Source organism: Modestobacter sp. KNN46-3, from assembly GCF_011039295.1.
This window is the reverse complement of record NZ_JAAKGN010000058.1, coordinates 1-18820: the sequence shown is the minus strand read 5'-3', so window position 1 is coordinate 18820 and position 18820 is coordinate 1. Positions and strand designations below refer to the sequence as shown.

General features: G+C 73.2%; 24 protein-coding genes. 5 read left to right on the top strand and 19 right to left on the bottom strand.

What is annotated here, in order from left to right; genetic code table 11:
* Positions 1–40 precede the first annotated feature (40 nt).
* From G5C62_RS13780 to G5C62_RS13765, 4 genes are all read right to left on the bottom strand, one after another.
* A complete protein-coding gene (locus tag G5C62_RS13780; RefSeq protein ID WP_206330630.1) occupies positions 41–670 on the bottom strand; it encodes a YdcF family protein in 630 nt (209 codons plus the stop codon).
* 70 nt (positions 671–740) lie between these two features.
* Positions 741–1199 (bottom strand): hypothetical protein, encoded by a 459-nt coding sequence (locus tag G5C62_RS13775; RefSeq protein WP_164701430.1) that lies wholly within the window; start codon positions 1197–1199, stop codon positions 741–743.
* 22 nt (positions 1200–1221) lie between these two features.
* The gene (dusB, locus tag G5C62_RS13770) at positions 1222–2370 is read right to left on the bottom strand and encodes a tRNA dihydrouridine synthase DusB (protein ID WP_164701429.1); all 1149 of its coding nucleotides are present in this window, start codon (positions 2368–2370) and stop codon (positions 1222–1224) included.
* Positions 2371–2496: 126 nt separating this feature from the next.
* Positions 2497–3909, bottom strand: a complete 1413-nt coding sequence (locus G5C62_RS13765; RefSeq protein WP_036333691.1) for a glycine--tRNA ligase — start codon at positions 3907–3909, stop codon at positions 2497–2499.
* 140 nt (positions 3910–4049) lie between these two features.
* Between G5C62_RS13765 and G5C62_RS13760 the strand changes: the two genes are divergently transcribed.
* The gene (locus G5C62_RS13760; protein ID WP_036333689.1) at positions 4050–4568 is read left to right on the top strand and encodes a hypothetical protein; all 519 of its coding nucleotides are present in this window, start codon (positions 4050–4052) and stop codon (positions 4566–4568) included.
* A gap of 84 nt (positions 4569–4652) precedes the next feature.
* Here G5C62_RS13760 and G5C62_RS13755 read toward each other — a convergent pair whose 3' ends face one another.
* Positions 4653–4964, bottom strand: a complete 312-nt coding sequence (locus tag G5C62_RS13755) for a hypothetical protein (RefSeq protein WP_164701428.1) — start codon at positions 4962–4964, stop codon at positions 4653–4655.
* Between the two features lie 16 nt (positions 4965–4980).
* Entirely contained in the window at positions 4981–5409 is a 429-nt protein-coding gene (locus tag G5C62_RS13750; protein WP_231557977.1) for a DUF1622 domain-containing protein, read from the bottom strand.
* 135 nt (positions 5410–5544) lie between these two features.
* Between G5C62_RS13750 and G5C62_RS13745 the strand changes: the two genes are divergently transcribed.
* Positions 5545–5694, top strand: a complete 150-nt coding sequence (locus G5C62_RS13745; RefSeq protein ID WP_164701427.1) for a hypothetical protein — start codon at positions 5545–5547, stop codon at positions 5692–5694.
* 45 nt (positions 5695–5739) lie between these two features.
* Here the strand turns inward: G5C62_RS13745 and G5C62_RS13740 are convergent, their stop codons facing one another.
* Positions 5740–6732 carry a YafY family protein gene (locus tag G5C62_RS13740; protein WP_052090684.1) on the bottom strand — a complete coding sequence of 331 codons (993 nt, stop codon included), beginning with the start codon at positions 6730–6732 and terminating at the stop codon, positions 5740–5742.
* 30 nt (positions 6733–6762) lie between these two features.
* Between G5C62_RS13740 and G5C62_RS13735 the strand changes: the two genes are divergently transcribed.
* Complete coding sequence (locus G5C62_RS13735) at positions 6763–7560, top strand: alpha/beta fold hydrolase (RefSeq protein ID WP_206330629.1); 798 nt, start codon at positions 6763–6765, stop codon at positions 7558–7560.
* A gap of 96 nt (positions 7561–7656) precedes the next feature.
* Here the strand turns inward: G5C62_RS13735 and G5C62_RS13730 are convergent, their stop codons facing one another.
* On the bottom strand, positions 7657–7932 hold the full coding sequence (locus tag G5C62_RS13730; RefSeq protein WP_052090682.1) for an antibiotic biosynthesis monooxygenase: 276 nt from the start codon (positions 7930–7932) through the stop codon (positions 7657–7659).
* A gap of 66 nt (positions 7933–7998) precedes the next feature.
* Between G5C62_RS13730 and G5C62_RS13725 the strand changes: the two genes are divergently transcribed.
* Positions 7999–8349, top strand: coding sequence for a helix-turn-helix transcriptional regulator (locus tag G5C62_RS13725; protein ID WP_164701425.1), 351 nt, complete (start codon positions 7999–8001; stop codon positions 8347–8349).
* Between the two features lie 103 nt (positions 8350–8452).
* On the opposite strand, the gene G5C62_RS13720 is transcribed toward G5C62_RS13725, so the two are convergent.
* From G5C62_RS13720 to era, 3 genes are all read right to left on the bottom strand, one after another.
* The gene (locus tag G5C62_RS13720) at positions 8453–9217 is read right to left on the bottom strand and encodes an isoprenyl transferase (RefSeq protein ID WP_164701424.1); all 765 of its coding nucleotides are present in this window, start codon (positions 9215–9217) and stop codon (positions 8453–8455) included.
* Positions 9218–9293: 76 nt separating this feature from the next.
* The gene (recO, locus tag G5C62_RS13715) at positions 9294–10040 is read right to left on the bottom strand and encodes a DNA repair protein RecO (RefSeq protein WP_036333685.1); all 747 of its coding nucleotides are present in this window, start codon (positions 10038–10040) and stop codon (positions 9294–9296) included.
* A 92-nt stretch (positions 10041–10132) separates the two neighbouring features.
* Positions 10133–11050, bottom strand: a complete 918-nt coding sequence (gene era / locus G5C62_RS13710; RefSeq protein ID WP_036333726.1) for a GTPase Era — start codon at positions 11048–11050, stop codon at positions 10133–10135.
* A gap of 76 nt (positions 11051–11126) precedes the next feature.
* Between era and G5C62_RS13705 the strand changes: the two genes are divergently transcribed.
* A complete protein-coding gene (locus G5C62_RS13705) occupies positions 11127–11723 on the top strand; it encodes a hypothetical protein (protein ID WP_164701422.1) in 597 nt (198 codons plus the stop codon).
* Between the two features lie 59 nt (positions 11724–11782).
* On the opposite strand, the gene G5C62_RS13700 is transcribed toward G5C62_RS13705, so the two are convergent.
* From G5C62_RS13700 to G5C62_RS13665, 8 genes are all read right to left on the bottom strand, one after another.
* The gene (locus G5C62_RS13700) at positions 11783–12442 is read right to left on the bottom strand and encodes a response regulator transcription factor (RefSeq protein ID WP_036333681.1); all 660 of its coding nucleotides are present in this window, start codon (positions 12440–12442) and stop codon (positions 11783–11785) included.
* Positions 12439–13512 (bottom strand): sensor histidine kinase, encoded by a 1074-nt coding sequence (locus G5C62_RS13695; protein ID WP_164701421.1) that lies wholly within the window; start codon positions 13510–13512, stop codon positions 12439–12441. The genes G5C62_RS13700 and G5C62_RS13695 overlap by 4 nt, the downstream gene beginning before the upstream one ends.
* On the bottom strand, positions 13509–14390 hold the full coding sequence (locus G5C62_RS13690) for a UbiA family prenyltransferase (RefSeq protein ID WP_164701420.1): 882 nt from the start codon (positions 14388–14390) through the stop codon (positions 13509–13511). The genes G5C62_RS13695 and G5C62_RS13690 overlap by 4 nt, the downstream gene beginning before the upstream one ends.
* Positions 14391–14491: 101 nt before the next feature.
* On the bottom strand, positions 14492–14824 hold the full coding sequence (locus tag G5C62_RS13685; RefSeq protein WP_164701419.1) for a cytidine deaminase: 333 nt from the start codon (positions 14822–14824) through the stop codon (positions 14492–14494).
* An 85-nt stretch (positions 14825–14909) separates the two neighbouring features.
* Positions 14910–16250 (bottom strand): hemolysin family protein, encoded by a 1341-nt coding sequence (locus G5C62_RS13680; RefSeq protein WP_164701418.1) that lies wholly within the window; start codon positions 16248–16250, stop codon positions 14910–14912.
* Complete coding sequence (gene ybeY, locus G5C62_RS13675; RefSeq protein WP_164701417.1) at positions 16247–16744, bottom strand: rRNA maturation RNase YbeY; 498 nt, start codon at positions 16742–16744, stop codon at positions 16247–16249. Before ybeY ends, G5C62_RS13680 begins: the two co-directional genes overlap by 4 nt.
* A gap of 2 nt (positions 16745–16746) precedes the next feature.
* Complete coding sequence (locus G5C62_RS13670; protein ID WP_164701416.1) at positions 16747–17877, bottom strand: PhoH family protein; 1131 nt, start codon at positions 17875–17877, stop codon at positions 16747–16749.
* A 216-nt stretch (positions 17878–18093) separates the two neighbouring features.
* A partial coding sequence (locus G5C62_RS13665; RefSeq protein ID WP_164701415.1) for an IS256 family transposase occupies positions 18094–18820 on the bottom strand: 727 nt, incomplete at its 5' end.

The window sequence follows — 18820 nt, the reverse complement described above, 5'->3', positions numbered from 1 at the left end:
CCGTGCGACCCGCTCTTGCCCAGCTCCAGCACGGTGCTCCTCAGCCGATCCCGGGCGCTCCGGCGACGCTCTCGCCGGTCGCGCGGTAGAGCAGGTAGGCGGCGGTCTCCCGCAGGATGTACCGCAGCTGCGTGGTCCTGGTCTGCACGGCCGGCCCCTGCCGGGTGGGTGAGCTCGCGGCGTCCAGCCCGGCGTCCTCGGCCATCCGCTCGGCGCGCATCGCGTGCCACGGGTCGCTGACCAGGACGGCGCTGTTCCAGTCGCGATCGGCGAACTCGGCGGCCACCGCGCGCACGCTCTCCAGGGTGTCGACGCCCTCGGGCACGACCAGCAGCGCGTCGGCCGGCACGCCGTTCTGCGCCAGGTAGTCGCGGCCCGCCTCGGCCTCGGTGAACGTGTCGCCGGTCGCCTTGCCGCCCACCGTCACGACCACCGGGGCCACCCCTTCCTCGTACAGCTCCCGCGCGTGCTCCAGCCGGGCCTCGAAAATCGAGGACGGGACGCCGTTGTACTGCGCCGAGCCGAGCACCACGATCGCGTCGGAGGCGGGGCGGGCGTCCTGCCGGGCGATCCACCAGATGGCCGTGGCCGTGGACGCGGCCAGCAGCAGGGCCGCCGTCACCGCCGCCCCGAGCACCCGGACGCCCAGTCGCCCCGCCACCGCTGCCACCCGTCATGGGTACCACGGCCGGCCGACGCCGGTGACACCCCTGGGGACGGTGTGCCGACCGCTGCCGGGCTCATCCCGCGGTGCTGGTGCCGCAGACCTTCGTCCCGCCCTCGGGCACGACCGTCAGCGTCGTGGTGGTGACCGCACCGTCGTCGTCCCAGCGGACGTCGACCAGCTGCACCGGCACGCCGTCGACCTCGCTGCTGCGTGCCCCGGTCACCTGCGGCGTGCCCGGCTGGAGGTACTCGGCGGCCAGGTCGGCGGGGGCCACCCGGGCGCGCTCCGCGTCGCACAGGAGGCCGTGGGACGTCTCCAGGTCGCCCTGGCTCAGCGCGGCGGCGAACACCCCGGCCACCTGGCGAGCCTGGTCCTCCCCGGACCCCTTGAAGAACGGCATCAGCGCGACCATGGCCACCGCGAGCAGCACCGTGCCGCCGAAGATGCCCACCAGCAGCTTGTTGTGGTTCTTGGGGGTACCCGTGTGCAGCGGTGCCGGGTCGTCGTCGTAGAGGAAGGGCCCCTGGGTCACCGCTGTGCTCCTGTCGTGGTGCTCATCCGCCGCCGACCAGCAGCTCGGCGCCGGCCGGGGGCCGGGGGTCGTCCCGGTCGGCGAGCCAGCCCTCGGGGAGGGCGACCGGCCGCGGCGGGGTGGTGCGCCCGCGCGGCGCACCGAGCACGCCCTCGGGGTAGGGCTGGTCGGGGATGCCGTCGAGCAGACCGGCCAGCTCGTCGAGCCCGGAGACCATGGCCAGTGCGCGCCGCACGTCGGAGGGGACCGAGAAGCCCTTGAGGTACCAGGCGACGTGCTTGCGGAAGTCGCTGCAGCCGTGCACCTCGCCCTGGTCGGCGGCGAGCAGGGTGGCGTGCCGGTGCATGACCTCGGCCACCTGTCGGAAGGTGGGCAGCGTGCGGTGCGGCGAACCGGCGAACGCAGCTGCCAGGTCGCCGAACAGCCACGGCCGGCCCAGGCAGCCCCGGCCCACCACGACGCCGGCGCAGCCCGTCTCGGCCACCATCCGCAGCGCGTCGTCGGCCTCCCACAGGTCGCCGTTGCCGAGCACCGGGATGGAGACCTCCTCCACCAGCCGGGCGATGTGCGACCAGTCGGCGGTGCCGCTGTAGAGCTGGTCGGCGGTGCGCCCGTGCAGGGTGATCGCCGCGGCACCCTCGTCCTGCGCGATCCGGCCGGCGTCCAGGTAGGTGACGTGCTCGGCGTCGATGCCCACCCGCGTCTTGACCGTCACCGGGACGTCGCCGGCGGCCTGCACCGCCGCCCGCACGATGTTGCCGAACAGCCGGCGGCGCCACGGCAGCGCCGAACCGCCGCCCTTGCGGGTCACCTTGGGCACCGGGCAGCCGAAGTTGAGGTCGATGTGCGCCGGGCGGGTGCCGGCGACCTGCTCGTCGACGAGCATCTCCACCGCCCGCCCGACGGTGGCCGGGTCGACGCCGTACAGCTGCACGCTGAACGCGTCGGCCTCCCCGGGGGCGGCCTGCACCATCTTCAGTGTCTTGGCGTTGCGCTCGACCAGCGCCCGCGTGGTGATCATCTCGCAGACGTAGAGGCCTGCCCCGAACTCCCGGCACAGCGTGCGGAAGGCCGGGTTGGTGATCCCGGCCATCGGCGCCAGCACCACCGCCGGGTCGACCGTCAGCGACCCCAGCTGCAGCGCCGGCGCGCGCTCGAGGGTGCTGTTCACGACGTCCAGGGTAGGTGGCTCGGCTGTGTGCCCGGGCTCACGGCCGGGTCTCCGAGATCGGGCCGGTGGCTGCCTCCTCGCGGAGGAGACAGCCACCGGCCCGGTCTCGACCGGATGCGCGCGGCGTCAGCAGCCGGGGAGGCGGGCGGCGAGGTAGCCGGGGACGGCGTCCAGGCCGATGCGCTCCTGGGCCATCGAGTCGCGCTCCCGGATGGTCACCGCGTCGTCCTCGAGGGTGTCGAAGTCGACCGTGAGGCAGAACGGGGTGCCGATCTCGTCCTGCCGGCGGTAGCGGCGGCCGATCGCGCCGGCGTCGTCGAAGTCGACGTTCCAGTTGCGCCGCAGCGTCGCCGCCAGGTCGCGGGCCTTGGGCGAGAGGTCGGCGTTGCGGGACAGCGGCAGGACGGCGGCCTTCACCGGCGCCAGCCGCGGGTCGAGCTTGAGCACCGTGCGGGTGTCGACGCCGCCCTTGGCGTTGGGCGCCTCGTCCTCGGTGTACGCCTCGACCAGGAAGGCCATCAGCGAGCGGGTGAGCCCGGCCGCCGGCTCGATGACGTACGGCGTCCAGCGCGCACCGGAGGCCTGGTCGAAGTAGGACAGGTCGGTGCCGGAGTGCTCCGAGTGGGTCTTCAGGTCGAAGTCGGTGCGGTTGGCGATGCCCTCGAGCTCGCCCCACTCCGAGCCGGTGAACCCGAACCGGTACTCGATGTCGACGGTGCGCGTCGAGTAGTGGCTCAGCTTCTCCTTCGGGTGCTCGTAGTGCCGCAGGTTGTCCGCGGAGATGCCCAGGTCGGTGTACCAGGCGGTGCGGGCGTCGATCCAGTACTGGTGCCACTCCTCGTCGCTGCCGGGCTCGACGAAGAACTCCATCTCCATCTGCTCGAACTCCCGGGTGCGGAAGATGAAGTTGCCCGGGGTGATCTCGTTGCGGAAGGACTTGCCGATCTGGCCGATGCCGAAGGGCGGCTTCTTGCGCGCGGCGCCCATGACGTTGGCGAAGTTCACGAAGATGCCCTGGGCGGTCTCCGGGCGCAGGTAGTGCAGCCCCGACTCGTCCTCGACCGGGCCGAGGTGGGTCTTCAGCATCATGTTGAAGTCGCGCGGCTCGGTCCAGGAGCCCTTCACGCCGCAGTTCGGGCAGGAGATGTCGGCCAGGCCGTTCTCCGGCAGCCGCCCCTTCTTCTCCTCGAACTCCTCCTCGAGGTGGTCGGCGCGGAACCGCTTGTGGCAGTTCTGGCACTCGGTCAGCGGGTCGGTGAAGACGCCGACGTGACCGGAGGCGACCCAGGTCTGGCGGGGCAGGATCACCGAGGAGTCCAGGCCCACGACGTCGTCCCGGCTCTGGACGACGGTGCGCCACCACTGCTTCTTGATGTTCTCCTTCAGCTCCACGCCCAACGGCCCGTAGTCCCAGGCCGAGCGGGTGCCGCCGTAGATCTCACCGGACGGGAAGACGAACCCCCGACGCTTGCAGAGGTTGACCACCTTCTCCAGGCGAGCGGGGTCGGCGGTACGGGCGGGGGCGGTGTCGCTGGGCACGAGGGCTCCATCCGGCTGGGGTGTCGGCGAGTGACCCCCAGACGGTAGTCGCCGGGCACGTGGCCCCAGCGCCCGTCCCGCCACACGGTGTTCACCGGGAACCGGTGGGGCCGACACACGCCGTCCCTAGGTTCCGGCTCATGACGGCCACGACCTCCCAGGCGGTTCCGCCTGCCCCCGCGACCCTCGACCAGCGGCTGGCCCGGACCACCGCTGGACTCTGCGCCGCACACCCCGCCCTCGCCCCGGTGGTGCGCGGCGTGCTGGCCCCGCTGCGCGACCGGCTGCACCGGTTGCACGTGCGCTGCCAGGAGGCCGACACCGCCGCGTGGGCCGCCTACACCGCCGACCTGGACCGAGGGCTGGGCGAGCTGGCGGTGGAGATGGACCGGGCGACCCAGCAGGCCGGTTCCGGCCCGGTGGTGGACGACGTGCTCGCGACCGCTGCCGCCCGGCTGGAGCTGCGGGCCTGGCAGCTGCGGCTGTCTGCCTCCGGCGCGGACGACCCGGACGCCGAGCGGGCGCGGGCACTCACCGTCGCAGCCGCCGGCCACCTGGCCGAGCTGGACGCCGCGCCGGGTCGGGAGACCGCCGCCGTCCTCCGGGCACGGCTCGACCAGGAGCTCACTGGTCTGCGTTCGCTGACGAGTCGCCGCTGACCCCGCCCCCACGGCGCCTCGGTCGGTCCCGGCACCGGCGAGGCGCCCTCGACCGTCGATGCGCAGGTGAGCGGCGGACTCGGGTCACGGCCGGACGGGCCGCCGGCGCTGGGGGCTGCGGGCACGTGGGCTCGCGGGCAAGGGACCGTCCGGCACCCGCTGGCCGGCGCGCAGCGCGTGCATCACCAGCTTCCGGACGGCGATCACCAGGGCGACGCCCAGCAGGCCGCGGAACGTGAGCTCGCCGGCGAGCCGGATCAGGCCGGCGGCGACCAGGAAGTCCAGCAGGACACCGAACGCCAGCAGGACGTCGCGCAGCCGCCCCAGCGTGATCAGGCCGGAGACCAGGCCCAGCACGGCCACCAGCAGTGCGGCGTCCTCCAGCAACGGGCTCATGCCGGCTCGCCCCGGGTCACGTCCGGTCACCGCCGTCGCGTTGCCGCTCCTCATTCTTCTCGACCTCTTCCCGTTCCTCGGCGATCTCCTTGCCCAGGAAGTAGTTCAGCGCGGTCCGGATGGCCGCGATCGCGGCGAGCTTGCCGATCTCGGCGAAGGACGGCGCGATGGCGGTGCGCAGGACGTCGCTGGCCAGCTGGAACTCCAGGCCGAGCAGCAGGTAGCGGGCCAGCCCCAGCCGGACCCGGACGAACTCGTCGCGGTGCCGGCCCCGCACGGCCGCACGGACGAACTGGACGGCGGCGATCACCGCACCGACGAAGATCACGATCGCCCCGGCGGCCTCGACCAGCCGGATGAACAGGTTCACGTAGCTCCGCAGCAGCTCCTCCGAGAGGAAGGAGTGCGGGAACCCGGTCGCTTCTTCTGCCGCCAACACGTCCACGGGCCGCTCCCTGCCCCGGCCGCGGTCCGACTACTCCCCGGCGGTGGTCACAGGACGGTCCCGCCCTGCCGATCTCGGGGGCGCACACACGCGCGCGGCACACGCGGGCAGGAGCGCACCTCCGAGAGGCCACCCATGACCGGCAACCGCCTGGCCACCGCCCTGCACCTGCGCTCCCTCCGGGCCCTGCTGGTCCTGGTCGTGCTCGCCTGCTCGACGATCCCGCTCGCCGGGCTGGGCGTCTTCGCCTGGCAGCGGAGCGAGGGGGTCGCGTCCGGCGACTGAGCGACGCTCGCCCGGACATGACGCTGGGCGGGCGGATGGTGTCGCTCAGGGACTCTGCGGCGTCGCCGGTGTGCCGGCGACGCCGCGCACCGCGCTGAGTCGGAGGCGGTCGGCCAGGGCGAGGACCTCGTCGCGCAGGGCGTCCGGGGTGATCACCTCGAAGTCCCAGCCGAGCCCGGCCAGCATGCGGGCCATGCCGTCGAGGCGCTCGGCGCGCGTCTCCAGGAGCACACCGTCGGCGTGCTCGCTCAGCCGTCCCACGCTCCGGGGCAGTCGGTCGCCCGCATCCGCAAGGGTGGTCTGCAGCACGACGGAGACCTCGTGCGACCACCTGACCGCGGCGATGCCCGACACGACCTGCGTCGTGGCGTCGAAGTCAGCGGGCACGAGGTAGGAGCCCTCGCCCTGCTCGACCGAGGCGATGCGGTCGAGTCGGAAGGTCCGCAGGTCATCACGGCCGTGGTCGCGTCCGGTGACGTACCACCGGCCGGAGTGGAAGACCAGGCCGTAGACGTCGAGCTCACGCTGCGACTCCCGCCCGTCCCAGGCGGTGTACGCGATCACGACGGTGCGCCGCGCTTGCACAGCCGAGGCGAGACCGAGCAGCGCGCCGGCGCCGGCGGGAGCGGTCGCGCGCACGGGGGTCGTGAACTGTGCGGTCGACAGCAGGCTGTCGAGCCGCTGGCCCAGGGCCCGCGGCAGTACACGCGACACCTTGGCCAGTGCGCTCGCCGCCGCTGCGTGGTCGGTGGTGGCAAGCCCAGCGCGTTCCGCGGCCCTGAGGCCCAGGACGACGGCGATGGCCTCGTCGTCGGTGAGCATCAGCGGCGGCAGCTTGTAGCCCGGCGAGAGCCGGTAGCCGCCGTACCTGCCCCGCTGCGCCTGGACGGGGATGCCGAGGTCGGCGAGGTGCTCGGCATAGCGCCGGACCGTGCGCTCATCGACCCCGAGCCGAGCGGCGAGATCGCCGACGGTGCGCTGCCCGCCCGTCTGGAGCAGCTCCAGCATGGCCAGCACGCGAGCGGTCGGGCGGGTCACGGCCCTCCTCGGCGGTGCTGGGGACGATCTGTGTGCCGACTGCATACCGGGCGGGATCTGCCCGCATTCCAGCCTAGCGTCGTCGCCATGAACACCACCACCTACATCCTCGTCCCCGGCTTCTGGCTCGGGGCCTGGGTCTGGCGGCCTGTCGCAGACCAGCTGCGTGAGCGCGGCCATGTCGTGCACGCCGTCGACCTCCCAGGCATGGGCGAGCGCGTCCACCTCGCCTCGCCCGAGACCGACCTGACTGCTCACATCGACGACGTCGTGCGCTTGCTCGAGCAGCAGGACCTGCACGACGTCGTGCTCGTCGGGCACAGCTACGGCGCCCTCGTGACGACCGGTGCGGCGGACCGCATGCCTGAGCGCGTGGCGCGCCTGGTCTTCGTCGACTCGGGCCCACTGCCGGACGGCATGGCACAGGCCGACTTCGAGGGACCCGAGGCGCGCGCGGCCAACGACGATTTGGTCATGACCCACGGCCAGGGCTGGAAGCTCCCGCCGCCGCCCTGGGCCGCACTCGCCGCCGCGGTGCCTGGGGTCGACGATGCTGCCGTCGCAGCACTGGTCGAGGGCTCGCAGCCGCAGCCCTGGCTCACCGCCACCCAGCCGGTCGCGCTCACAGGCGCCTGGGAGCGGTTGCCACGGACGGGCGTGCTGTGCAGCTTCAGCCTCGAACAACTGCAGCAGATGGCACCCCACGCGCCGGTGTTCGCGCACATGGTCGACGGCGACTGGACCTATGTCGAGCTCCCGACGTGGCACTGGCCGATGATCAGCCGACCGGCGGAACTCGCCACGGTGCTGGAGTCGGTCAGCGGCTAGGCTCCGGCGCCCAGACGCCCGCTCATGCCGCGCCTCGTGCGGGCGGCGCACGGTTGCCGCGGCAGGCGCCCAGGCCGGTGCGGTGTGCCTCTCCGGTCAGTCGGTGAGGTAGACGCCGGGCTCGTCGAGGGCGTGCACCCACACCGGGGCGCCGGCGATCTTCACCTCGGCCGCGGACAGGCCTCGGCGGTAGGCGCCGACGCCGTCCCAGCGGGTGCAGAGGGCGAACAGCTGCGGGTCGTCGGCGGCGCGGCCCAGCTCGCCACCGAGGAAGCCGGGGCGGGCCCGCAGGGCGGCGAGCAGCTCGTCAGCGGCGGCCAGGAAGGCGGGGACGTCGTCATCTGCGACGCGCAGGCGGGTCACGGCGAACACCGGGCACCTCCCTCCTCGATGCGACAAGAGTTGACAACCGTTCTCAGGCGCTCGGACCATGGTGCCATGTCCACGTCCGTGACCCCGTCCTCCCGGCCCGGGTCCCGGAGCGTCCCCGCCGACGTCCAGGCCGCCAGCGAGCTGCTGGCCGCGCTCGCCTCGCCGCTGCGGATGTCGATCGTGACCCTGCTGGATGAGCACGGCTCCCGCTGCGTGCACCAGCTGGTCGACGCGCTGGGCGTGCCACAGCCGCTGGTCTCCCAGCACCTGCGGGTGCTGCGCGGCGCAGGCCTGGTGACCGGCGTCCGCCGGCACCGCGAGGTCGACTACCGCCTGGTCGACGGGCACGTGGCACACATCGTCCGCGACGCCCTCGCCCACGCCGGCCACGCCACCGAGTCCACCGACACCGCCTGACGAAGGACCCCCCTCGCCCCCCACTGCTCGCGGGCTCGCAGCGGGCCCCTGCGAGGGGGCCGCTCCAGCACCTCACGGTGCGCCTGACGGCCCCAGGGGGCCGTCAGGCGCTGCCGAAACGACGCTGGCGGCTGGCGTACTCCTCGCAGGCCTGCCACAGGTGCCGGCGGTCGAAGTCCGGCCACAGCGTGTCCAGGAAGACCAGCTCGGCGTAGGCGGCCTGCCACAGCAGGAAGTTGCTGGTGCGGTTCTCCCCCGAACTGCGCACGAACAGGTCGACGTCGGGCATGTCCGGCTCGTCGAGGAACCGGGCGACCGTCTCCTCGGTGACCTTCTCCGGCTTGATCCGGCCGGCGGCCACCTCGCGGGCGATCGCGGCCGCGGCGTCGGCGATCTCGGCCCGGCCGCCGTAGTTGACGCACATGGTGAGGGTCAGGACGTCGTTGTCCTGCGTCAGCTCCTCGGCGACCTCGAGCTCCTTGATGACGCTGCGCCAGAGCTTGGGACGCCGCCCCGCCCAGCGCACCCGCACCCCGAGCTCGTGCATCTCGTCGCGGCGGCGGCGGATCACGTCGCGGTTGAAGCCCATCAGGAAACGGACCTCGTCCGGGCTGCGCCGCCAGTTCTCCGTGGAGAACGCGTAGGCGCTGATCGCCCCGATGCCCAGCTCGATGGCGCCCTCGACGCAGTCGAACAGCGAGGACTCCCCCGCCTCGTGCCCGGCGGTGCGCGGCAGCCCGCGCTGCTTCGCCCAGCGGCCGTTGCCGTCCATCACGATCGCCACGTGGTGCGGCACCTTGTCGGCCGGGATGTCCGGCGGGGTGACGCCCGAGGGGTGCGGGTTGGGCGCCTTCACCTCGCGCTTCACCACGTCACCGGTTCGCTCCCGCGGATCGCTCCGCTCCTCGCTCGTTCCTCGCTGCGATGCTCACGACCCTCTCCGCTCACGTTCGGTCCACCAGCGGCAGCGAGCGCAGGCCGCGCTCCAGGTGCCACTGCAGCAGGGCTGCGACCAGGCCGCTGCCCTCCCGCCGGTTGGTGCCCAGGCTGGCCTCGGCCCGCCCCCAGTCCCCGGACAACAGCGCCTCCAGCAGTTCGATGGTGACCGGGCTGGGCATCGCCGAGCCGGTGGGCCGGCAGGACGGGCAGACCGTGCCCCCGGCCGGGACGGAGAAGTGCCGGTGCGGGCCGGCCTCGCCGCAGCGGGCGCAGTCGCCCAGCGCGGGTTCCCAGCCGGCGACCGACATCGCCCGGAGCAGGAACGCGTCCAGCACGAGCGGGGCCGGCTTGACCCCCTCGGCCAGCGTGCGCAGCGCTCCGACGACCAGCAGGAACATCCGCAGCGACGGTTCCTTCTCCTCCACCGTCAGCCGGTCGGCCGTCTCCAGCACCGCGGTGCCGGCGGTGTAGGCGCGGTAGTCGCCGACGATCTCGGTGCCGTAGGACCGGATCGACTCGGCCTGGCTGACGATGTCGAGGTTGCGGCCGGTGTAGAGCTGCAGGTCCACGTGGCTGAACGGCTCCAGCCGCGCACCGAACTTGCTCTTGGTGCGCCGCACGCCCTTCGCGACCGCGCGCACCTTGCCGGTGCGCCGGGTGAGCACGGTGACGATCCGGTCGGCCTCACCCAGCTTCTGGGTGCGCAGCACGATGCCCTCGTCCCGGTAGAGCGCCTGCGGGGTGGTGCTCACTCGCCCGCCGCCTCAGTAGCTGTGTCCCCGGCGACGGATCGCTCCGCTCCTCGGTCGCTGGCGCTCCCTGCGATGCACACTCGCCCGCCGCCTCAGTAACCGAGCCGGTTGAGCTTCTTCGGGTCGTCCTGCCACTCCCCCAGCACGGTGACGTGCAGGGCCAGGTGCACCCGGCCGCCGAGCAGCGTCTCCAGCCCGACCCGGGCCTCGCTGCCGATCGCCTTGATCGTCTGCCCGCCCTTGCCCAGCAGCATCGGCTTCTGGCTGGGGCGCTCGACGTGCAGCAGCGCGTGGATCTCGGTGAACACCGCGTCCGGGTCGCGCGGGTCGGGCTTGCGGTGCATCTCCTCCACGGTGACGGCGAGGGAGTGCGGAACCTCCTGGCGCACCTTCTCCAGGGCGGCCTCGCGCACCAGCTCGGTGATCTGCCGCTCGACGTCCTCGTCGGTGGTCTGCTCGTCGGGGTACATCGGCGGCCCCTCGGGCAGCATGCCGATCAGCAGGTCCTCCAGCAGCGTGACCTGGTCACCGGCCACCGCGCTGACCGGCACGATCTCCCGCGCCTCGACCAGCTTGCTGGCCGCGACGAGCTGCTGGGTGATGGCCTTCTTGCTGGCCGCGTCGGTCTTGGTCACCACCAGCACGATCGGGGTGGAGACCTCCCTGAGCTGCCGGGCGATGAAGGCGTCGCCGGTGCCGACGGGCTGGTCGGCGGGGATGCAGAAGACGATGACGTCGACCTCGGACAGCGTGTCGCGGACGACGTCGTTGAGCCGCTGGCCGAGCAGGCTCTTGGGCTTGTGCAGCCCCGGGGTGTCGACGAGCACCAGCTGGCCGGCCGGCCGGTGCACCACCCCGCGGATGGCGTGCCGGGTGGTCTGCGGCCGGTTGCTGACGATGCCGACCTTCTCGCCGACCAGGGCGTTCGTCAGCGTGGTCTTGCCCGCGTTGGGCCGGCCGACCAGGCAGGCGAAGCCGCTGCGGTACGGCGGCTGATCGGAGGAGGTCACGCCGTCCAGTCTCCCACTGCGCACCGACAACACTGCTGCGACCGGCACGGGAGGCCCTCCTGCGATCATGGCGGGCATGCCATCCCGGTCCCGACGAGACAACGGCGAGCCCCTGGTCGTGCAGGCCGCCCGGGACCGTGAGCGGCACATCAGCCAGGTCACGAGCTACGGCTACCTGGCCAGCCGCGGGCCCAAGCGGCACGTCACGGTGACCCCGCGGCCGCTGCGGTACTGGCAGTACGACCCGGCCTCGCCGCTGGTCATCACGCTGACCGTGCTCGCCGTCGCGGCCTGGCTGGGGTTCCTGGGCTGGCGGGACGGCAGCGCCGCGGCCGCCGCGGAGGCGCCGATCGCCCTGGGGCTCGGCCTGCTGGTGCTGGTGGTGTCGACCGGCCGGTTCACCGTCTCCGACTTCGCCGTCTCCACCGACATCGCCGGGCTGCGGCAGACGTCGTCCTTCGGGGTGGTCCCGCTGGTGCTGGTCCGCGAGGTGGTGCTGGGCGCGCCGCCGGCCGGCTGGCCGAAGGCCAAGCGGCGCGGCGGCTGGTGGCCCGGCCGGCAGCGGATCAGCGTCCGGCACCTGGGCCCCGACGGGGAGACCCCGAAGGCGTTCACCGGCTGGGTGCGCGACCCGGCCACGGTCGCCGACGCCCTGGGCCACCCCCTGCCCTGACGGCCCCGTCCAGGGCACCGCCCCGAGCCTGCGAAGGGTGGGGAGGACGGGGTCCTTCGTCAGTCGTCCCCGAGGCCGGGGGCGAGCAGCCGCGCCCGGGTCGCCCGCCGCACGGCGTCCAGCCGGGACGTCGAACCGAGCTTGGCGTTGATGTTGCTCAGGTGCCGCTTCACCGTGCCCTCGCTGATCCGCAGCTCGGCGGCGATCGCCGCGTTGGAGCGCGCCTTGCCGACCAGGGCGAGCACCTCCACCTCGCGTTCGGACAGCATCGGCCCACCCTGCGAGGTGAGGCCGGCCAGCCCACCGCGGGACACCGACAGGGTGATCAGGTCCTGCTCACGGTCGGTGGCGGCCCGGATCGCCGCGACCAGCTCGTGGTGCCCGATCGTCTTGATCAGGTAGGCGGAGGCGCCGCGCAGCAGCAGCTGGCGGGCCAGCGGGGTGTTCTCGTGCATGGTCAGGACGACGATGCGGGTGGACGGCGAGGCGCTGCGGATCTCGACCAGCGAGGTCAGCACCGACTGACCCGGCATCTCCACGTCCAGCAGCACCACGTCGGGCTGGTGGAGGCGGGCCAGCCGGACCGCCTCCTCCCCGTTCGCGCCCTCCGCGACCACCTCGATGCCCTGGTGGACGGCGAGCAGCGCGCCCAGGCTCTCGCGGAACAGCCGGTGGTCGTCGACGAGGACCACCCGGAGACCGCGCTCGGGGCCGGTCACGCCGACGCCCCCGGTACCGGCACGGTGAGCACCAGCCGGACGCCGCCCGGCCCGGTGTCGAGGGCCACGCTGCCGCCGAGGCCCTCGGCGCGCTCGCGCACCGAGGAGAGCCCCACGCTGCGGGTGGCGTCGACCGCAGCGGGGTCGAAGCCGGAGCCGTCGTCGGCCACGGTGGCCGTCAGCTGACCGTCGGCGACCCGGACGGCGACGTCGAGCCGGGTCGCCCGTCGGCCGTGCAGGAACGAGTTGCGGATCGCCTCGCGCACGATGAGGTAGCTCTCCTCCTTGACGTGGCCGGGCAGCGGCGCCACGTCCTCGCCGTCCTCGGCGAGCGTGACCTCCAGCCCGACCGGGGCGGTGAAGTCCAGGTACTCCTGCAGCGCCTGGCCGAGCGTGCGGTCCCCGACCACGTCGCGCAGCCGGGTGGCCATGCCACGCACGTCGTTGAGCGTGTCCAGCAGCAGCTGCCGGGTGGTGCGGAGCCGCTCCACGTCCAGCGGCTGGCCGGTGGCGTGCAGGTGCAGGGCCAGGTCGATGCCCTGCATCGCCGCACCGATCCCGTGGCTGGTGTGGTCGTGCAGGTCGCGGGCGACCCGGCGGCGTTCGTCCCGGTTGGCGTCGCTGATCCGGGCGAGCAGCACGTCGACGTAGGAGATCGACGCGGGGATCACCAGCTCGTCGATCACCTGGTGCAGCACCAGCGCGACCTGCTCGGTGGTGGACCCGGCTCCGGGCGCCGCGTCGTCCCGGTGCTGCGCGACGAGCGCGGGCAGCGCGCGCTGGAACAGCAGGCTGGCGACCCGCAGCGACTCGGCCGGGTGCAGGCCGGTGCGGGCCCGGTCGGCGCCGACGTCGGGCTGAGCGGCCGGGGCCGCGGCCGGCGGCAGCCCGCGGACCCGGGCGTGCGTCACCCGCAGCACGGCGAGGAGGCGACCGTGCAGCTGGACGGCCCGGGCGGGGTCCGCCGACAGCCGGGGGGCGACCACGGCGGCGTCGGCCAGGACCGTGTCGGCGATCGCGGCGTCGAGCTCGGCATCGGGGATCCGGCCGACGTCCTCCGGCGCGGTCACAGCAGCACGCTGACGACGACGAGCGGGTTGGCCAGGTACTGGGTGACCATGAAGGCACGGTAGGGCCGGCGCCGGACCGGTCGCGGGCCACCCTCCGGCGTCAGCAGCGCCAGCACGGCGACGACCTCGCCACCCAGGCACACGGCGGCAGCCGGCGCGAGCAGCTGCGGCCAGACCCCGGCGAACGCGAGCGCGGTCAGCCCCAGCAGCAGCGAACCGCCGGCGATCCCCCGGACGGCGGTGCGGTGTCCGGCCACGACGGGCAAGGTACGTCGCCCGGCCAGGTGGTCCCCCTCCCGGTCGCCGAGGTCCTTGGACGCACCGGCGACGGCCATCCACGCCGACAGCAGCAGGAACACCGCTGCGTACGGGGCCGACAGGCCACCACCGGCCGCGGCCACGCCGGCGCCGTAGCTGAGCAGGCCGCCCCCGATCGCGGCCACCGTGGTGCCGGCCACGCTGTGCTTGAGCGGCCGCGGTCCGACGCTGTAGGCCCAGCCGAGCACGGTCATCGCCACCGCGCAGGCCACCAGTGCGAGCACGCCCGAGCAGGCCGCCAGCAGCAGACCGGCGCCGGCCAGCGCCCACGCCGTCCGCGCTGCGACCCGCGCCTCGACCCGACCGGAGGCCAGCGGCCGGGTGCTGCTGTTGGCCCGGTCGCCGAGCAGGTCGGAGACCCCGTTGACCAGGTAGATGCTCATCACCAGGAGCGACCAGGCAAGCGCACCGATCACGACCGCCGGCCGCAGCGCGCCGGCACCGGCCACCCCGACGACGGCGCCGACGGTGTACCGCAGTGCGAAGACCGCCTGCACCACCGGCCGGGTCTCCGCCCAGAGCAGGGGGACGGCGCGGGCCAGGGACGATCGCTGTGTCACGGACACAGGCCCACCCTGGTCCAGATCGGGCCGATCTCCGCGCCCCGAAAGGTGTAGCTCGGCTACACCTTTCGACACATCCGCCGGGCCAGGAACCCGGGTCAGCTGGAGGTGCGGAGCACCCCGTCGGGCCCGGCGAGCAGGACCGGCGCCGCTGCGGTCAGGTCGTGGACGGCGGCCAGCCCGGCCTCCTCGACGGCCTCGGCAGCGCTGACGACGGCGGCGGCCTCGAGCCCGTCGACACCGCTGGAGACCGCGGCGGCGACGGCGGCCTGCAGCGCTGACAGCTGCAGCGAGGGCAGCGCCACGGTGGCCGCGAGGTAGGTGCGCCCGTCCGTGTCGCGCACCGCGGCGCCCTCGGCCGCGCCGGTGCGGCTCCGGGCGGAGCGGGCCAGCGTGATCAGCTTGGCGTCCTCGGGGTCCAGCTCAGCCACCGGATCGCTCTCCTGTCCGTCGGTCTGGCCCTTCCGCAGGGGCCCGACGCGAGCTTGCGAGCGGTGGGGGCGGGAGGGTCCTTCCTTAGCTTTCCACGGCCGCCGGTTCGGGTTCCCGGGCGGGCTCGTCGTCCGCTTCCTCCGCGCTCGGCTCGGGCACCCGGTTGACCAGGATCGTGTCGATCTGGTTGCGCCGCCCGCCGGTGCTCTCGGCGACCAGCTGCAGGCCACCGACCTCGGCGGCAGAGCCCTCGATCGGCACCATGCCGATCTCCCGGGCCAGCAGGCCACCGACGGTCTCGACCCCGTCGTCGTCGGGGAGCTCGACGCGGAACAGGTCGGCGAGGTCCTCCACCGGGAGCCGGGCGGTGATCCGCACCGAGCCATCCTCCAGCTCCTCGATCGGCGGGCGCTGGACGGTGTCGTGCTCGTCGTCGATCTCGCCGACGATCTCCTCGAGGATGTCCTCGATCGTGACCAGCCCGGCGAAGCCGCCGTACTCGTCGACGACGACGGCCATGTGGGCCCGGGAGGCCTGCATCTCGCGGAGCAGCTCGTCCACCGGCTTGGACTCCGGCACGAAGGTGGCCGGGCGCAGCAGGTCCTCGACCTTCGGCTCGCTGGCCCGGGACTCCGAGGAGCCCTGGGTGCGACGCACCAGGTCCTTGAGGAAGATCACGCCGATGATGTCGTCGACGTTCTCCCCGATGACCGGGAGCCGGCTGAAGCCGCTGCGCAGGCACAGCGCCAGTGCCTGCCGGAGGGTCTTGCCGCGCTCGATCCAGACCACGTCCGGCCGGGGCACCATCACCTCGCGGGCGATGGTGTCGCCGAGCTCGAAGACGCCGTGGATCATGTTGCGCTCGCCGGCCTCGACGACGCCGCGCTCCTCGGCCATGTCGACCAGCTCGCGGAGCTCGACCTCGCTGCTGAACGGGCCGTCGCGGTAGCCCTTGCCGGGGGTGATCGCGTTGCCGATGAGGATCAGCAGCGTGGCGATCGGGCCGAGCAGCCGGCCCAGCAGCCGGATCAGCGAGGCCGCGGACAGCGCGATCCCGTAGGCGTGCTGCCGGCCCAGCGTCCGCGGACCGACGCCGATGAGCACGTAGCTGACCACCGTCATCACGGCGATGGCGGTGAGCACGCCCAGTGCCACGCCGTCGAACAACCCGTCGAGGATGACCGCGACGATGACGGTCGCGGCCGTCTCGCAGGCGATCCGCAGCAGCAGCAGCAAGGCCACGTGCCGGGCCCGGTCCTCCATGACCTGCGCCAGCGGGCCCGCCCGCTTGGCCCCGTCCCGCCGCAGTTCCTCCACCGCGGCCTTGGACAGCCGCTGCAGCGCGGCGTCCAGTGCGGCGAAGACGCCGGCGACGAGGACCAGGACGACGGCGATCCCCAGCAGGACGATCGCGGTCGAGCTCATCGGGTCTCCGGCTCCATCGGCTCGCCGGTCACCGGCTCCCGCGGAGTGGCGCGCCAGCCCTCGAGGAGCTTGGACTGCAGGCCGAACATCTCCTTCTCCTCGTCGGGCTCCATGTGGTCGTAGCCCAGCAGGTGGAGCACGCCGTGGGTGGCCAGCAGGAGCAGTTCGTCGGCCATCGAGTGGCCGGCGGCGCGGGCCTGCCGGACGGCGACGGCCGGGCACAGCACCACGTCACCCAGGAGCGCCGGACCGGGGTCGGGGTCGTCGGGACGGGCGGTGTCCAGCTCGTCCATCGGGAAGGCCAGCACGTCGGTCGGGCCCTTCTCCCCCATCCACCGCTCGTGCAGGGTGGCCATGTAGTCGCCGTCGACGCAGAGCACCGACAGCTCGGCCAGCGGGCTGACCTCCATGGCGTCGAGCACGTAGCGGCAGACGCCGGCCAGCGCTCCCTCGTCGACGGAGATCTCGGACTCGTTGGCGACCTCGACGGGCACGCTCAGCTCCCCTGCTGCCGGGGCTGGGGACGGCCGTGCCGGGCCGGACGGGAGCCGGCCGCCGGCGCCGGCGGCTGCCGCGTGGCGTCCCAGCGCTCGTAGGCGTCGACGATGTCGCCGACCAGCCGGTGCCGGACGACGTCGGAGCTGGTCAGCGTGGAGAAGTGGACGTCGTCGATGCCCTCGAGGATCTCGCGCACGATCCGCAGACCGCTCTGCGCGCCACCGGGCAGGTCGACCTGGGTGACGTCACCGGTGACGACCATCTTGGAGCCGAACCCCAGCCGGGTGAGGAACATCTTCATCTGCTCGGCGGTGGTGTTCTGCGCCTCGTCGAGGATGACGAACGCGTCGTTGAGCGTGCGGCCGCGCATGTAGGCCAGCGGGGCGACCTCGATGGTGCCGGCCTGCATCAGCCGCGGGATCGACTCCGGGTCGACCATGTCGTGCAGCGCGTCGTACAGCGGCCGCAGGTAGGGGTCGATCTTCTCCGACAGCGAGCCCGGCAGGTAGCCCAGCCGCTCACCGGCCTCCACCGCCGGACGGGTCAGGATGATCCGGTTGACCTGCTTGGTGGTCAGGGCCTGCACGGCCTTGGCCATCGCCAGGTAGGTCTTGCCGGTGCCGGCCGGGCCGATGCCGAAGATCACGCTGTGGTTGTCGATGGCGTCGACGTACCGCTTCTGGTTCAGCGTCTTCGGCCGGATGGTGCGGCCCCGGCGGCTGATGATGTCGAGGCTGAGCACGTCCGCGGGGCGCTCGGAGCCGCCGGCGCGGAGCATGCCGACGACCCGGCGGACCGAGTCCGGCCGCAGCGCCTGGCCGGTCGCCAGCAGGGCGATCAGCTCGTCGAAGACCCGGACGGCGAAGGCATTGTCCGCCGGCTGGCCGGTGATCCCGATCTCGTTGCCGCGGACGTGCACGTCGGCGGCGAGCTCGGTCTCGACCAGGCGGAGGAGCTCGTCCCCGGAGCCCAGGAGGGCCACCATGGAGACGCTGTCGGGGACGGTGATGGAGGTGCGGACCTCGGCCGGTACGGCCGGTTCCGGGACGCCGGCTCCCGCGGCACGCGCGGAGAGCTCACGGGAGGACGCGATGGTCTCCGGTACGGCGTCTGGTGAGGTGTCGGGCAAGAACGCTCGACCCTGCCTTCCTGCGACGGGGGTTGTGACCCGGCCCAGCGTACCCGCGCAGACCCTTCTGAGGCGCGGCTCCACATCGGCCGGGGATCAGCGGCCGGTGTAGCCGGCCTTTCCCGGGCCGTCGGTGAGGAAGGACGACACGGCCCCGCGCAGGGTCAAGTCCGCCGGCGTGGTGTGTGACGACTACCGCGTGATCTTCATGTCGGGTCAGGCGCTGAGCGCCGGGATAGTCGGCTGCGTGGTCACCTCCTGAGTGGTGCCGTCGGTGTCGGTGACGGTCCGCAGGCGGCAGCGGGCGAGGACGTCGAGGCCGAGGTAGCGGCGGCCTTCGGCCCACTCGTCGTGCTGCTCGGCGAGCACGGCACCGACCAGGCGGATCAGCGAGTCGCGGTCAGGGAAGATGCCGACCACGTCGGTCCGCCGTCGGATCTCCCGGTTCAAGCGTTCGCTGGGGTTGTTGGACCAGATCTGGCGCCAGACCTCCTTGGGGAAGGCGGTGAACGCGAGCACGTCGGCGCGGGCGGCCTCGAGGTGCTCGGCAACCTTCGGCAGCTTGTCGACCAGCGCGTCGAGGATCCGGTCGAACTGGGCGTACACCGAGGCGGCGTCAGGCTGGTCGTAGACCGAGTGCAGCAGCGCGCGCACCCATGGCCAGGACGCCTTGGGGCAGGCGGCCATGAGGTTCGCGGCGTAATGGGTGCGGCAGCGCTGCCACGCGGCACCGGGCAGGGTCGCGCCGATCGCGGTGACCAGGCCGGCGTGCGCGTCGGAGGTGACCAGCTGAACGCCGGTCAGACCGCGGGCGGTCAGGTCGCGGAAGAAGGCCAGCCAGCCGGCGCCGTCTTCGGCACTGGTGACCTGCAGGCCGAGGATCTCCCGGTGCCCGTCGGCGTTGACTCCGGTGGCGACCAGCGCGTGCACGTTGACCACCCGG

Coding starts and splice junctions, on each gene's coding strand:
- G5C62_RS13745 (WP_164701427.1), top strand. CDS start 5,545: ATGACCGGCAACCGCCTGGCCACCGCCCTGCACCTGCGCTCCCTCCGG.
- G5C62_RS13725 (WP_164701425.1), top strand. CDS start 7,999: ATGTCCACGTCCGTGACCCCGTCCTCCCGGCCCGGGTCCCGGAGCGTC.
- G5C62_RS13760 (WP_036333689.1), top strand. CDS start 4,050: ATGACGGCCACGACCTCCCAGGCGGTTCCGCCTGCCCCCGCGACCCTC.
- G5C62_RS13755 (WP_164701428.1), bottom strand. CDS start 4,964: ATGAGCCCGTTGCTGGAGGACGCCGCACTGCTGGTGGCCGTGCTGGGC.
- G5C62_RS13705 (WP_164701422.1), top strand. CDS start 11,127: ATGCCATCCCGGTCCCGACGAGACAACGGCGAGCCCCTGGTCGTGCAG.
- G5C62_RS13680 (WP_164701418.1), bottom strand. CDS start 16,250: ATGAGCTCGACCGCGATCGTCCTGCTGGGGATCGCCGTCGTCCTGGTC.